The sequence below is a fragment of the Roseburia sp. OM02-15 genome (assembly GCF_003481835.1).
In the GTDB taxonomy this organism is placed as follows: domain Bacteria; phylum Bacillota; class Clostridia; order Lachnospirales; family Lachnospiraceae; genus Eubacterium_I; species Eubacterium_I ramulus_A.
Genome location: NZ_QULX01000004.1, coordinates 1 through 13,074 on the forward strand (window position 1 = coordinate 1; position 13,074 = coordinate 13,074).

Here is a 13,074-nt window from a genome sequence, read left to right on the forward strand (position 1 = left end):
AAGGCTTTGCGGACATTTAAGAAGATATAAAAAGATAGTCAAAAAGACATATATAATTTGTGACATACATATTTTATAAAAATACAGAGAATTGCGAGGTACAATATGGATGTAGCGACAATGGCTGCCATCAATAGTATAAATACCATGAATCTGATGGTGGCAATGCAATTGGAAGCAAATGCAATATTTGTAGTAAATGATGGAAAGGAATATGAGAAAATGGGTACATTATTAGAGCAGTATATGGGAAAAGAATGTGTGGTAAGTCTGTTTAATGAGGTTGGAGCCATTAAAGGGAAACTGATGGACGGTGATGCGCAGTGGCTGAAAGTAGAGACAAAGAAAGGTACACAGCTCATTAACCGCAACATGGTTCGAAATATTACTTTTGAAAATAAATAGGCTTATAGAAAAATAGTGAAAAGGTAAGTATAACTATGAAAGTAGAGCAGTATGTAATGGCGTATGGCATTGAGCAGGATCGGGTGCGTGCAATCCTTCCGGAAGGATTTGTTTCTCTTCGTCCGGTGCTTCGTATCAATGCAGAAATCCGTGATGAAAAAAATGGATATGTGGAATTTAACACTGCCGTTGAAAAAGATGGAAAGAAAGGCTGGCTGAATATCGGTTACTGGGAGAACGTACCTTTTACACGTAATGGAAAAACAACGATATTTCAGACGGATTTTCTGGAATTATCCTTTACTGGTGTCGCTGTGGAAGGTTCCTGCCCGGCAGAGAAAGACAACGATGGCTGTTTTTTCTTAGGAGAGACAGAAATATTAAAACCGGCAGAGCATATTTCAGAGAAAAAGGAATTCTGTGATTGCAGTTTTCAGTGGAAATTTACAGATGGCGATGCACATGGTGTCAGCATTGGAAAGACATTGCCTGCTTATCCGACAGAGACGGAACATATTTATCCAAAAGAAGCGTTTACAGCAGAGAATGCTGCAAAAATTCCATGTAATCAGGTACTTGGTACATATGTAGTGAAATTTGAACGATAGAAAGAATAATTTGGGGGAGATATGTTATCGTATCTCCCCCATTGTAATTTATGAAAGTATTATTTCCTTTTTCCCCAGTCTGCCATGGTTCCACCCTGAAATTCTACATGACCGCGGAATCCCTGAACAGGAAGCTGTTCTAAAGCCTTGTCTAAGTCGTTAAATTCTTCATCGGTCAGTATCACATCCCAGGCTGCAAGATTTTCGAGAATCCGTTCCTGATTTTTGGAACCCGGAATCGGAACAACGTTTGGATATTTGTGGAGCATCCATGCAAGGGCAATCTGAGCATCAGTAGCATTTTTTGCCTTGGCATATGTTTCAATCAGCTGGATCAATGGTTGATTGGCTTCCAGATTTTCTTTTTTTAACTGTGGAACGAATTTTCGGACATCGTCATTATGAGAAAAATCAGTGCTTGTGTTTACTTTTCCGGACAGAAGTCCACTGGCAATTGGAGAAAACGGTACCAGTGCAATATTGTGTTCCATGCAATAAGGAATGACTTCTTCTTCACAGCTTCGTTCCACCATGGAATAGATATTCTGAATGGCAGAAAGTGGATGAACCGCCTGTGCCTTCTGAATGGCCTGAATGCTGTATTCTTCAGATGGGATTTCACCATAGCCGTGAGAAAAACCCATACATCCCACACCAATTGGATTTACTTCCAGATTACGCAGTTTTCTTTTATTCATGATAACGTGTCATCCTTTCTGTGTTTATGTTTCTGCTTTTTATGATAGCATTTTTAAAACTGTTGTACCAGATGAAAATATAAGTGGTTTTTGATTCTTTTTTCTTATGATTTTTGGTATGATAGATAAATATGAGGAGAAGTAGAGATATGAACATGTATGAAATTGAGGAGCGAACACCAGAAATAATGAATGTTTTGTTGAAGATATGGGAAGATTCTGTACGTACAACGCATGATTTCCTTTCGGGTAAAGAGATAGATCAGATTAAAGAATATGTACCACAGGCTTTAAGTGACGTAGCACATCTGATTGTTGCTGAAGATAAATCAGGAAAAATGATTGCATTTATGGGAATTGAAAACCAACGCTTGGAAATGTTATTCCTTTTGTCTGCAGAACGCGGGAAAGGTGTTGGAAAACAATTGTTACAATACGGTATTGAAAATTATGGAATACAAGAACTTACTGTGAATGAACAGAATCCACAGGCAGTTGGATTTTACAGACATATGGGATTTAAAACGTATAAACGGACGGATTATGATGAGGAAGGAAATCCATATCCACTGTTATATATGAAAAAAATATAGAGAAGGAGCATTTAAAATGGTTTTATATTTTACAGGAACTGGAAACAGTAAATATATCGCTGAACGGATTGCAATGGCATTAAATGATGACATATTGAGTATGAATGATCGGATAAAAGCAGGAAATACGGATAACGTAATGACGGGTAAAAGTATGGTGATTGTTGTTCCGACTTATGCATGGAGAATTCCGCGTGTTGTTTTGAGCTGGTTACAGCAGACAAAATTTCCAGAAGCGAAGAAAATCTGGTTTGTGATGGACTGTGGTGGCGAAATTGGAAATGCAGCAAAATACAATCAGGAATTAAGTCGACAATTGCATCTTTCTTATATGGGAACTGCACAGATTGTGATGCCAGAAAACTATATTGCAATGTTTGGAGTTCCAGATAAAGTGGAAGCAAAGGAGATTGTTGCAAAAGCAGAACCGTCGATTGATGACGTAATAAAAGATATTCAGGCAAAACGGGAGTTTTCAAAGCCGCGTAATAATATGTATGATAAAATTATGAGCAGCGCGGTAAATACTATTTTTTATCCAATGTTTGTAAAAGCAGACAAGTTTGTGGCTACGGATGCTTGTATAAGTTGTGGCAAATGCGTACAGGTCTGTCCGTTAAACAATGTTCAGTTGAAAAATGGAAAACCTGCATGGAGTTCAAATTGTACGCACTGTATGGCATGTATCTGTTATTGCCCGGCAGAAGCAATCGAATATGGAAAGAAAAGCGAAGGAAAACCACGATATACTTTTGAAAAAATTTTTGATTAATCTTTTACAACCTATTATTTATCGGACTGATATTGATGTTGTATGAATTATATGATAAAATTTGTATAGATAGAATATTATCTATTTTGAATAAAAATATGTAATTTTAGATAAAATATTATCTATATAATGAGGTGGCATATGGAGCGGTTAGTATGGGAAACAGCAGAAGAATTGGATCAAAAGCTAGCACAGCGAGTACGGAATATTCGAAAAAGGCGATCTATTTCACAGGAAAAGCTGGCAGCTATGAGTGGAGTCAGCCACGGATCAATAAAAAGATTTGAAACTACCGGGCAGATTTCTCTGATCTCATTGACGAAAATAGCAATGGCGCTGGATATTGCAGATGAACTCAGAAGTCTTTTTTTACAGGTACCTTACAGAAATATACAGGAGGTTCTAAATGAAACAAAATAAAGCATTACAAGTGCTTTTTGATAACAGAGTTGTTGGAACATTAGCGCTGGCTGCAAATCATAAGGTGGTTTTTCAATATGATGACAGTTGGCTAGAACAAGGTTTTTCAATCAGCCCTTTTTCACTGCCTTTAGAAAATCAGGTATTTGTTCCCACAAAAGATTATTTTGATGGCCTTTTTGGAGTGTTTGCTGATAGTCTTCCGGATCATTGGGGGAGATTATTGTTGAAACGATTGTTGTTGGCACATGAACAGAATCCTGACAAACTAACGGTGATTGACAGACTGGCAATCGTTGGAAAATCGGGTATGGGTGCATTGACCTATTATCCAGAGCAAAGTTTTTCGGAAGAGAATGACAATACGGATTTGGACGAATTAGCTTTTCAATGTCAGAAGATTTTGCACACAGAATATTCGGATAAACTTGATGAATTATATCGCCTGGGTGGAACGAGTGGTGGTGCCAGACCTAAAATTATGACTACGATAAATGATGAGGATTGGATCATTAAATTTTCAGCACATGTAGATGGTGAGAATGCAGGAAAAATGGAATATGATTATTCCTGTTGTGCCAGAAAATGCGGAATTACAATGAGTGAGACAAAATTGTTCCCATCAGAGGTCTGTGAAGGATATTTTGGGATAAAACGATTTGATCGTATATCGGATATATCTGGGACAAAAAGGGTGCATATGTTGACAGCAGCAGCACTTTTAGAGTTAGATTTTGAGCAACCAAGTCTGGATTATCATAGTTTGATGAAATTAACGAAAATAATTACAAGAGATAACAAAGATGATGTTGAAAATATGTTCCGACGTATGTGTTTCAATGTTTTTGCACATAACAGAGATGATCATTCTAAAAATTTCACCTATTTGTATGATGAATCTGCAGATAGCTGGCGATTGAGTCCGGCATATGATCTCACATACAGCAACACATATTATGGGGAACATACGACTACGGTAGATGGAAATGGTCGTAATCCTGGAAAGAAAGAGCTTCTTGCAGTTGGAACTATGGCTGGAATAAAAAAAGAACTCTGTATGGATATCATAACTGAGATAAAAAGTTGTGTAAATGAAATGCTTGGAATGTATTTAAATAGATGAGTGATGAAAAATGAATGTCATTAAGAAAAAAGCATATTACCATTTGCCGGGATTGTTTGAATTTTATGAACTGTATAGAATATTCCTTTCTCTTTATCAGGAGCATAGAGAATATTTTTATGACTGGTGTGAGATCAGTTCCATTTACGGTGCACCGACAGACTGTCTCTGGGGCGGTGGGCGAATCGGAAGTGGAGACGAAAATCCGCAAGAAGTTTTAAAATTGATAAATGAATATGGCATATCTGCCCGATTGACTTTCAGTAATTCCATGCTTAGAAAAGCACATTTATCAGATAGAAAGTGCAACGAATTATGTGCCTTATTTGAGCAAGGAAGTGAAGATGGTAATTCAGAAAATAATAGTGTAAAAAATGGTGTTATCGTCCATTCGGAATTACTGGTGGATTATTTAAAACAAAACTATCCGAATCTTTATTTAGTATCTTCTACAACGAAAGTATTGACCGATTTTCACGAATTTGCAAAGGAAGTAAAACGAGAAGAGTTTCAGTATGTTGTACCTGATTTCAGATTGAATAAGGCATTTGAACAGTTAAATACATTGACGCAATCAGAAAAAGACAAAGCAGAATTTTTGTGCAATGAGTGTTGCTGGATTGGCTGCACTGATAGAAAGAGATGTTATGAGACGGTCAGTCGCCAAAACCTGGGGGAGAACTGTCCAGATCATCGTTGTACAGCACCAAATGCTGCATATGGATATCGTTTTTCAGAGGCGATGAAAAATCCAGCATTTATCAGTATTGGCGATATTCAGAATGTGTATGTGCCAATGGGATTTACGAATTTTAAAATTGAAGGCCGTGGATTAGGTAGTGCCATTGTATTAGAATTTTTATTGTATTATATGACCAAACCAGAGTATCAACTGCAGGTCAGAGAAGCAATTTATCTGGATAGTATGTTGGATTTATTTTAATAAACAGAACAAAAAGTATATTCTTATTTATAAAGATATATTCTTATCCGGAATTTTTATGTATATATCAAAATAGGAAGGAACAAAGTATGCAAAAACGTGTATTGATTATATCAGGAAGTCCGAGAAAGAATGGAAATTCACAACTATTATGTGAAAGATTTCAGGAAGGGGCAAAAGCATCCGGACATCATGTTGATCTGATTCAAATTGCGGAAAGGCAGATTGGATTTTGCCGTGCATGTGATGGCTGCATGCGTAATAATGGAATCTGCGTTCTGTATGATGATATGGCTGAAATTTTAGAAATATTTCAGAAGGCAGATGTGCTTGTGCTGGCAACTCCGGTTTATTTTTATGGTGTAACAGCACAGATGAAATGTTTTATCGACAGAACATATCCAATCTGGCAAAATCTTGGACATAAGGATGTTTATTATATTGTTTCAGCAGGACTTGGAACAGATATCATTGAACGTTCCCTTGGAGATTTGGATGGATTTGTGGAGCATTTGGATCATTCTGTGGTGAAGGGAAGAATTTATGCGCCAAATATCATGGAGGCCGGATTGGTAAAAGAATGTCCACAGGTTTTACAACAGGCATATGATATGGGAAAACATGTATGATTGAGTGGATTACTATATGATAGAATCAAAACTGACCGTGAATTTGAGAAAGAAAAGTTATCAGTAGAACATTGAATCTGGATAATAGGCTTACGTTAGATGTCTTCCTGGAATGGTATAGGAAGGCGAAATGCTATAAATGATTGACAAATACATATAACATCGTTAATATAAAAAAATAAATGAATAATAAGTTTGTCTCAACATAAAAGAAGACTATAAATTTTACTGTTTCTGAACATAACAGTTTGGTTTATAGTCTTTTTTGGTGTATGATAGAAAATAGGAAGTAGAGGAGAGGTTGGAAAATGTCTATTATTTTTGGAATACTGGCAGGTATTGGTGTCCCGATTCAAACAAGCATCAATGCAAGATTACGGAAAAAAGTAGGTTCCCCTTATCGGGCATCGCTTGTATCTTTTGCAGTTTCATTGATATTTTTAGTATTGTTATTATTGATTTTAGGACAGGGTGTACATATTCCATTTGATAAAATGTTGCAGGAGCCAGTCTGGATTTGGTTTGGTGGAATCTGTAGTTTTATATATGTTACTGGAAATATTTTACTGTTTGCAAAATTGGGCGGAACGCTTGCGGTTATATTGCCGGTTCTGGGGCAGATTCTGGTGGGGCTGGTAATTGATCATTTTGGATTCTTTTATTCATTGAAAACACCGATTTCCGTATTTCGGATCTTTGGAGCGGTTTTGGTTGTAGCTGGCGTAGTAATTGTATCTCTGGCAAAAAGAGAAGCCGGCAAAAATAATCCGAAAGAAAATGCACATGCGGATATCTGGCTATGGAGAATATTTGGTGTATTGTCCGGTGCATTAAGTGGTGTGCAGACTGCCATTAACGGACATCTGGGAAAAGTTGTCGATTCTCCGATCAAAGCGTCTGCTATTTCATTTACAGTTGGATTAAGCTGTTTATGCGTTATTTGCATCGGTTTACGATTGATGCAGGGGAAATGTGCGGTGGTGGAGACACGGGAACATATGAATAAGAAAAATCCATGGTGGATGTGGATCGGAGGCGTATTCGGTGGCATTTATGTACTTGCAAACGTAGAGTTGGCAGAAATTTTTGGAACGGGACTGGCAGTCATCATTATTCTGATTGGTCTGACAACCGGCGGCATACTGGTAGATCATTTCGGGTTATTTGAATCTCCGAAAAAAACGATGAATGTACAGAAAATCGTTGGTGTTTGCGTGATGGTGTTTGGTGCTACTTTAATAAAATTATTGTAACAGTGAAATGAAATCATAAAATGATACAATGCAGTAAATCTTTGTACAATAAATAAAGGGTAATTTATGAAATCAATATCTATTTATGCATTAACCAGAAAACAGAATATTGAACATTTACAGAAACTGGAGCAGCAGTTATCCGGCAGAGAACACATGCTGAAAATGAAAGAGTGGGAACTGGAAAGTATGCGGGCACTGGTCGAACAGCTGGAACTTCATGTGCCAGACGTATCGGCACTTCGTCTGTTTTATTCTTTTCAGATTCCGCGTTTAGGCAAAGAATTTGATCTCCTGCAAATTAAAGAAAATCAGATCATCAATATTGAATTGAAAAGTGGAGCTGTTTCGGAGGAAGCGATACAAAAGCAGTTGATACAGAATCGTTATTATCTGTCTGTACTTGGCAAGCCGATTCAGTCTTATACCTATATCAGCAGTCAGAATCGTCTGATGCGGTTGACAAATCACGATCATGTAATAGAGGCAAGTTGGAATCAGTTGTGTGCGGCTTTGCAAAAAGGGGGTAAGGACTATTCTGGTGATATTGAAAATCTGTTTCGGGCAGAATGGTATCTGTTTTCGCCGTTGACAGAACCGAATCGATTTTTAAACAAAGAATATTTTCTGACGGCACAGCAGCGGGATATCAAACGTCAGATTTTAAAGAAAATCCGCGAGGAACAGACCGGATATTTTTCTTTCAGTGGTCTGCCTGGGACCGGAAAGACATTGCTTCTTTATGATATTGCCATGAAACTATCCAACCGACAGCAGGTCTGTATCATTCATTGTGGGGAAGCAGGAAAGAAATGGGAAATTTTACATAAACGTTTACAGCGAATTGATTTTTTGTCAGATAATCAGTTGGAAACACAATTTTCGTTAGAGGATTATCATGCGATATTGGTGGATGAGGCACATCTGCTTTCGGTTGAAAAATTAAATGTATTACTGGATATGAGTGAAGATCGTCCGATCATTTTTTCCAGTGATTCAGAAGAAATGATCTCACCGAAAGAAATGGATCAGAGCACGATGAAACGGATGCAAGAACTGCCGAATCTACAGACATTCCGCTTGACAAATCGGATTCGAACTAATGCGGAACTTTCTTCTTTTATTCAAAATATGATGCACTTGCCTGTAAGGAAAAATCAAAATGAATTTCCGCATGTGTCTGTGGTGTATGCAAATGATACAAAAGAAGCAGATACGTTGGTGCAGGATTATATACGACAGGGATATCAGTATTTTTCGCAAATGGGAAATGCAGAGCTTGGGATTACAGCGGTTCGTGATACAGAGCAAATGGTTGTAGTGTTAGATGAACGTTATTACTATGACGATGAACTGTATTTAAGATCTATACATCCGATGAAAAACGGACAGTCCGAGGTACGTCAACTGTTTCACTTATTGAATCAGGCAAAGGAAAATCTGGCTTTTGTAGTTAAAGGGAATGAAGCTGTGTATGGTATTTTACTTGATATGAAATAGTATAAAAAACGATAACAATATGGTTGAATAGAATACTGATTTAGATATTTATAGATAAATAAAATCGTTGATTTACAAATTACAGTGCAAAGGCGGCATGATATATGATAGAAATTTCATCAGATTTGCCAATTATTGTTGAAATATCAGGCAGAAGTGCATGTGGTAAAATTACCGAAATATGTTGTCCGGGAAGATTGTATTGTAAGTTATGTCAATTGAGGCGAGGTGGCAGCAGAGGAATTTGCCGGATTTTTACCTTATGAGAAAATATTGACAGAGGATGGATTCCGAAAATACATATGCGCGAGTTATTCAGCGTTCCAGTGAACGAATGGAGAAAACTAAATGAAAAGGGAGGGCATAATTTATGAATTATAAAAAGCTAGATATTGAAAAATGGGTGCGTAAAGAACATTATCGTTATTATACAGAGAAGTTAAAAATTGAAGTAAATATGACAGCACCAATTGATATTAAAAATTTAATGGATTTCTGCTATATTCACAACTACAAATTTTATCCGACTGTAATATATATTGTTACCAAAGTTCTTAATAAAATAGAAAATTTCAAGATGTTTCGGGACAACGAAGGAAATTTATGCGTATGGGATAAAATAAATCCAAACTATACGATTTTCCATCAGGATGACAAAACTTTTTCCGATTGCTGGTCGGAATATGAGGAAGATTTTGAAAAATGCTTTCAGAATATAACAACAGATATGCATACTTATAAGGATAAAAAAGGAATTAAAGTAAAAGAACAACAACCGGCAAATTTTTATTGTATCTCCTGTACACCTTGGACGGCTTTTACTGGTTATGGAAGCAGAGTGGCAAATGGGGAACCGACTTTTTTCCCAATTATTACGATGGGAAAATATGAAAAAAATGGTAATAGAATAGATATGCCCGTAAATATTACGATTGCTCATGCGGTAGCGGATGGCTATCATATCGGGTTATTTTTTGAATATCTGCAAAACGAAATAAATGCACTCAAAAATTGAGATTGTTGATATTCTAATAGCAGACAAACTTGGCAGATCCACCATTTACAAAGAATTGGAGAGAAGAACACATGAAACTTGGACTTGTACAAATTATAGGTTAGATTTTATGAAAAAGAAGAAATTTATTTTTATTATACTTGTGATAGTAGTCGTCATAGTTATTGGCATTTTCCTTCGATATCAGCATACTTCTCCGAAAAGGTTACCTGATTTATCCGAACAAAAGTATGAGCAAGTGCACAGCTCCATAGATTATGATCAGGATGACATTGACGATCAGACAGACATCCTTCAGGGAGCTTTGGATTATATTAACACAAAACCGAAGTATAAGAGTAAATATTATAACAGTGGTTATTCGAATGATAATTATGGTGTGTGTACGGATGTGGTAGCATTTGCAATGCAGGCTGCCGGTTATGATCTGATGCAGCTTGTAAATGAAGACATTCAGAATCATCCGGAAGATTATGATATCCAAGAGCCAGATTCAAACATTGACTTTCGCAGAGTGAAAAATCTACAGGTGTTTTTTGCCAATAATGCAGAAAGCCTGACCACCGATGTTTCCAAAACAGAGCAGTGGCAGGGCGGAGATATCATCATTTTTCAAAAGCATATCGGGATTGTTTCAGACCGAAGAAATAAAAATGGTGTTTCATATGTGATTCATCACAATGATCCGTGGCAGAAATCCTATGAACAGGATATTTTGGAAAAACGGGATGATATTGTGGGACATTATCGTTGGAAGTAGAATGTCATATAAGGCTAACGTCAGCTACCCGGAATTAAGTCCTATAAGCAGGAAGTTGCCATTACATTTTACGGTAGAGCGAATAAAATTTCTTGACATGGAGTGAACTCCAAGTGCTATGATACCAACAGAAAAAGAAATGCACAGGAGGCAACAACAAAAAGACACCACAAAGCCAGATTGACCAGTGGATTAAGGATGTTAAGTAATTTATTTCTTAGTATGCTATCTTTAGAAAATATTCTATATGAGAAGCAAAAGGAGCCGAAAATGGCTCCTTTTTAAAATGTAATACGCATCTGATACCATTCTGCGCCGCCATGATCGGATTCAGAAAGTCCTTCGTTTACAAAACCGAATTTTGCATAGTAGTGCAGCAATTTTTCTTTGCAGGTCAGAACAAGTCCTTTTCGGCCCTGCGCTTTTGCGTCTGCAATGCAGGATTTGATCAGTTCACCGGCATAGCCATGTTTGCGATAATCAGGAATCGTATTTACACCAAAAATCATCTGCCATGCGCCGTTAGGGTTGTGCAGGGAAGCGTCATGGAACATTTCGTCGGTCAGAGTTTCTTCATCTGTTACAAATCCATCCACAAAGGCAATGAGTTTATCTTCATCAAACATCAACCAGAAATGGTCGTTATAATATGTCAGTCGTTTGGAAAATTCTTCTCTGGAAGCCGCTTCTGCCGCCGGAAAACATTCTGCTTCCACAGCAGTGATCGCATTTAAGTCATTCATAGTAGCAGTTCGTATAGTCATTTTTTCACCTCAATAATGTTTTCGTATCATGTTTGTATATTATAACATTGCGTGATAGAAATGTGTAGAGGAATGGAAAAAATATGTATTTACAAATCATATGTGTTATAATGTTCCCATAGTTTTTTGATTCAGAAGGAGAAAATTATGGAACTCACAATGCTTGGAACAGGAAATGCGCTTGTGACGGAGTGCTACAATACCTGCTTTGTATTACAGGAAGATCAGAAATATTTTATGGTAGACGGTGGTGGTGGAAGTACGATACTGCATCAGTTAAAACATGCCGGAATTAACTGGAAAGATATCAAAACCATTTTTGTGACGCACAAGCATATTGATCATATTACTGGTATCATTTGGATGATGCGGATGATCTGCCAGCACATGAGACAGGGTGAATACGAAGGAGATGCGACAATCTATGCACATGAAGAAGTAATTGAGCTATTGAAGGATCTGGCAGAGAAACTTCTGCAAAAGAAAGATGTTGCATTTATTGGAAAACGTTTGCATCTCATTTCCGTTGCAGATGATGAGTCTGTCAGCATTTTATCTAAAAAAGTTACGTTCTTCGATATCCAGTCGACGAAAGCGAAACAATTCGGTTTCTGTATGGAACTGGGAAATGGAGAAAAACTTACCTGTTGCGGCGATGAGCCATATAATCCATGTGAAAAACAGTACGCAGAGAACAGCACATGGTTATTACATGAAGCATTCTGTCTGGAGAGCGAAGCAGATATTTTTCATCCGTATGAAAAGCATCATTCCACAGTGGCAGATGCAAGTAAACTGGCAGAAGAATTGCATGTAAAAAATCTGCTGTTATATCACACAGAAGACAAAAATCTGTTGCTGAGAAAAGAACTTTATCAAAATGAGGGAAGAAAGTATTTCAATGGAACTATTTTTGTACCAGAAGATTTGGAGACATTGGTTCTTTAAAGAAAATATTATTTAGTAACTATTATTATAAAACGCAAAAACATAAGCATAATAATATAGATTTGGTAAATACGATACGTGGAGGAAAATACTTATGAAATGGATGATCGCATCAGATATTCATGGATCAGCATATTATTGCAGAGAATTGCTGGAAGCATACGACATAGAAAAAGCAGACCGGTTATTATTGCTTGGTGACATTTTGTACCATGGTCCAAGAAATGATCTGCCAAAAGCCTACAATCCAAAGGAAGTAATTACATTGTTAAATCAACGTAAACAGGACATTCTCTGTGTGCGGGGAAATTGTGATACGGAAGTAGATCAGATGGTATTGGAGTTCCCGGTTCTGGCAGATTATTGTGTGATTGCAGATGAAAAAAATATAATTTATGCCACACATGGTCATCATTTTAATGAGGGCAATCTGCCACCTCTTCAGAAAGGAGACATTTTGCTGAATGGGCATACCCATGTACCAAAATGCGTAGAGCATCCGGATTATATTTATATGAATCCCGGATCTGTTTCTATTCCAAAAGAGGAAAGTTGGCATGGATATATGATATATGAAAATGGCAAATTTATATGGAAAAATTTACAGGGAACAGAACAGATGCGGTATTGCTTTAACTGATTT

At 37.0% G+C, this 13,074-nt stretch carries 16 protein-coding genes; 14 read left to right on the forward strand and 2 right to left on the reverse strand.

What is annotated here, in order from left to right; genetic code table 11:
• Positions 1-105 precede the first annotated feature (105 nt).
• Together DXB15_RS04875 and DXB15_RS04880 are read left to right on the forward strand one after the other, a co-directional pair.
• Positions 106-405, forward strand: a complete 300-nt coding sequence (locus tag DXB15_RS04875) for a hypothetical protein (protein WP_109215173.1) — start codon at positions 106-108, stop codon at positions 403-405.
• 35 nt (positions 406-440) lie between these two features.
• Entirely contained in the window at positions 441-1,013 is a 573-nt protein-coding gene (locus tag DXB15_RS04880; RefSeq protein ID WP_109215172.1) for a hypothetical protein, read from the forward strand.
• Positions 1,014-1,072: 59 nt separating this feature from the next.
• On the opposite strand, the gene DXB15_RS04885 is transcribed toward DXB15_RS04880, so the two are convergent.
• Entirely contained in the window at positions 1,073-1,711 is a 639-nt protein-coding gene (locus DXB15_RS04885) for an aldo/keto reductase (RefSeq protein ID WP_109215171.1), read from the reverse strand.
• 155 nt (positions 1,712-1,866) lie between these two features.
• Here DXB15_RS04885 and DXB15_RS04890 point away from each other — a divergent pair, with 155 nt between their 5' ends.
• From DXB15_RS04890 to DXB15_RS04935, 10 genes are all read left to right on the forward strand, one after another.
• Positions 1,867-2,304 (forward strand): GNAT family N-acetyltransferase, encoded by a 438-nt coding sequence (locus DXB15_RS04890; protein ID WP_330427467.1) that lies wholly within the window; start codon positions 1,867-1,869, stop codon positions 2,302-2,304.
• A gap of 16 nt (positions 2,305-2,320) precedes the next feature.
• Complete coding sequence (locus tag DXB15_RS04895; RefSeq protein ID WP_118702221.1) at positions 2,321-3,076, forward strand: EFR1 family ferrodoxin; 756 nt, start codon at positions 2,321-2,323, stop codon at positions 3,074-3,076.
• Between the two features lie 141 nt (positions 3,077-3,217).
• Positions 3,218-3,496: a helix-turn-helix domain-containing protein gene (locus DXB15_RS04900; RefSeq protein ID WP_109215168.1), complete on the forward strand. Its 279-nt coding sequence runs from the start codon at positions 3,218-3,220 to the stop codon at positions 3,494-3,496.
• Positions 3,483-4,619: a type II toxin-antitoxin system HipA family toxin gene (locus DXB15_RS04905; protein ID WP_118702222.1), complete on the forward strand. Its 1,137-nt coding sequence runs from the start codon at positions 3,483-3,485 to the stop codon at positions 4,617-4,619. Before DXB15_RS04900 ends, DXB15_RS04905 begins: the two co-directional genes overlap by 14 nt.
• Before the next feature lie 10 nt (positions 4,620-4,629).
• On the forward strand, positions 4,630-5,562 hold the full coding sequence (locus DXB15_RS04910; RefSeq protein ID WP_118702223.1) for a hypothetical protein: 933 nt from the start codon (positions 4,630-4,632) through the stop codon (positions 5,560-5,562).
• 89 nt (positions 5,563-5,651) lie between these two features.
• The gene (locus tag DXB15_RS04915) at positions 5,652-6,191 is read left to right on the forward strand and encodes a flavodoxin family protein (protein ID WP_118702224.1); all 540 of its coding nucleotides are present in this window, start codon (positions 5,652-5,654) and stop codon (positions 6,189-6,191) included.
• A gap of 308 nt (positions 6,192-6,499) precedes the next feature.
• Positions 6,500-7,444, forward strand: coding sequence for a DMT family transporter (locus tag DXB15_RS04920; RefSeq protein WP_118702225.1), 945 nt, complete (start codon positions 6,500-6,502; stop codon positions 7,442-7,444).
• Positions 7,445-7,510: 66 nt separating this feature from the next.
• The gene (locus DXB15_RS04925) at positions 7,511-8,944 is read left to right on the forward strand and encodes a DNA/RNA helicase domain-containing protein (protein WP_118702226.1); all 1,434 of its coding nucleotides are present in this window, start codon (positions 7,511-7,513) and stop codon (positions 8,942-8,944) included.
• Between the two features lie 370 nt (positions 8,945-9,314).
• Positions 9,315-9,959, forward strand: coding sequence for a chloramphenicol acetyltransferase (locus tag DXB15_RS04930; RefSeq protein WP_118702227.1), 645 nt, complete (start codon positions 9,315-9,317; stop codon positions 9,957-9,959).
• Between the two features lie 109 nt (positions 9,960-10,068).
• Complete coding sequence (locus tag DXB15_RS04935) at positions 10,069-10,719, forward strand: DUF1287 domain-containing protein (protein ID WP_109215158.1); 651 nt, start codon at positions 10,069-10,071, stop codon at positions 10,717-10,719.
• Between the two features lie 281 nt (positions 10,720-11,000).
• Here DXB15_RS04935 and DXB15_RS04940 read toward each other — a convergent pair whose 3' ends face one another.
• Positions 11,001-11,483, reverse strand: coding sequence for a GNAT family N-acetyltransferase (locus tag DXB15_RS04940; RefSeq protein WP_022035651.1), 483 nt, complete (start codon positions 11,481-11,483; stop codon positions 11,001-11,003).
• Positions 11,484-11,630: 147 nt separating this feature from the next.
• On the opposite strand from DXB15_RS04940, the gene DXB15_RS04945 reads away from it, so the two are divergent.
• Complete coding sequence (locus DXB15_RS04945; RefSeq protein ID WP_109215157.1) at positions 11,631-12,431, forward strand: MBL fold metallo-hydrolase; 801 nt, start codon at positions 11,631-11,633, stop codon at positions 12,429-12,431.
• 94 nt (positions 12,432-12,525) lie between these two features.
• Positions 12,526-13,071, forward strand: coding sequence for a phosphodiesterase (yfcE, locus tag DXB15_RS04950; protein ID WP_109215156.1), 546 nt, complete (start codon positions 12,526-12,528; stop codon positions 13,069-13,071).
• Positions 13,072-13,074: the final 3 nt, after the last annotated feature.

Coding starts and splice junctions, on each gene's coding strand:
- DXB15_RS04875 (WP_109215173.1), top strand. CDS start 106: ATGGATGTAGCGACAATGGCTGCCATCAATAGTATAAATACCATGAAT.
- DXB15_RS04880 (WP_109215172.1), top strand. CDS start 441: ATGAAAGTAGAGCAGTATGTAATGGCGTATGGCATTGAGCAGGATCGG.
- DXB15_RS04885 (WP_109215171.1), bottom strand. CDS start 1,711: ATGAATAAAAGAAAACTGCGTAATCTGGAAGTAAATCCAATTGGTGTG.
- DXB15_RS04890 (WP_330427467.1), top strand. CDS start 1,867: ATGTATGAAATTGAGGAGCGAACACCAGAAATAATGAATGTTTTGTTG.
- DXB15_RS04895 (WP_118702221.1), top strand. CDS start 2,321: ATGGTTTTATATTTTACAGGAACTGGAAACAGTAAATATATCGCTGAA.
- DXB15_RS04900 (WP_109215168.1), top strand. CDS start 3,218: ATGGAGCGGTTAGTATGGGAAACAGCAGAAGAATTGGATCAAAAGCTA.
- DXB15_RS04905 (WP_118702222.1), top strand. CDS start 3,483: ATGAAACAAAATAAAGCATTACAAGTGCTTTTTGATAACAGAGTTGTT.
- DXB15_RS04910 (WP_118702223.1), top strand. CDS start 4,630: ATGAATGTCATTAAGAAAAAAGCATATTACCATTTGCCGGGATTGTTT.
- DXB15_RS04915 (WP_118702224.1), top strand. CDS start 5,652: ATGCAAAAACGTGTATTGATTATATCAGGAAGTCCGAGAAAGAATGGA.
- DXB15_RS04920 (WP_118702225.1), top strand. CDS start 6,500: ATGTCTATTATTTTTGGAATACTGGCAGGTATTGGTGTCCCGATTCAA.
- DXB15_RS04925 (WP_118702226.1), top strand. CDS start 7,511: ATGAAATCAATATCTATTTATGCATTAACCAGAAAACAGAATATTGAA.
- DXB15_RS04930 (WP_118702227.1), top strand. CDS start 9,315: ATGAATTATAAAAAGCTAGATATTGAAAAATGGGTGCGTAAAGAACAT.
- DXB15_RS04935 (WP_109215158.1), top strand. CDS start 10,069: ATGAAAAAGAAGAAATTTATTTTTATTATACTTGTGATAGTAGTCGTC.
- DXB15_RS04940 (WP_022035651.1), bottom strand. CDS start 11,483: ATGACTATACGAACTGCTACTATGAATGACTTAAATGCGATCACTGCT.
- DXB15_RS04945 (WP_109215157.1), top strand. CDS start 11,631: ATGGAACTCACAATGCTTGGAACAGGAAATGCGCTTGTGACGGAGTGC.
- yfcE (WP_109215156.1), top strand. CDS start 12,526: ATGAAATGGATGATCGCATCAGATATTCATGGATCAGCATATTATTGC.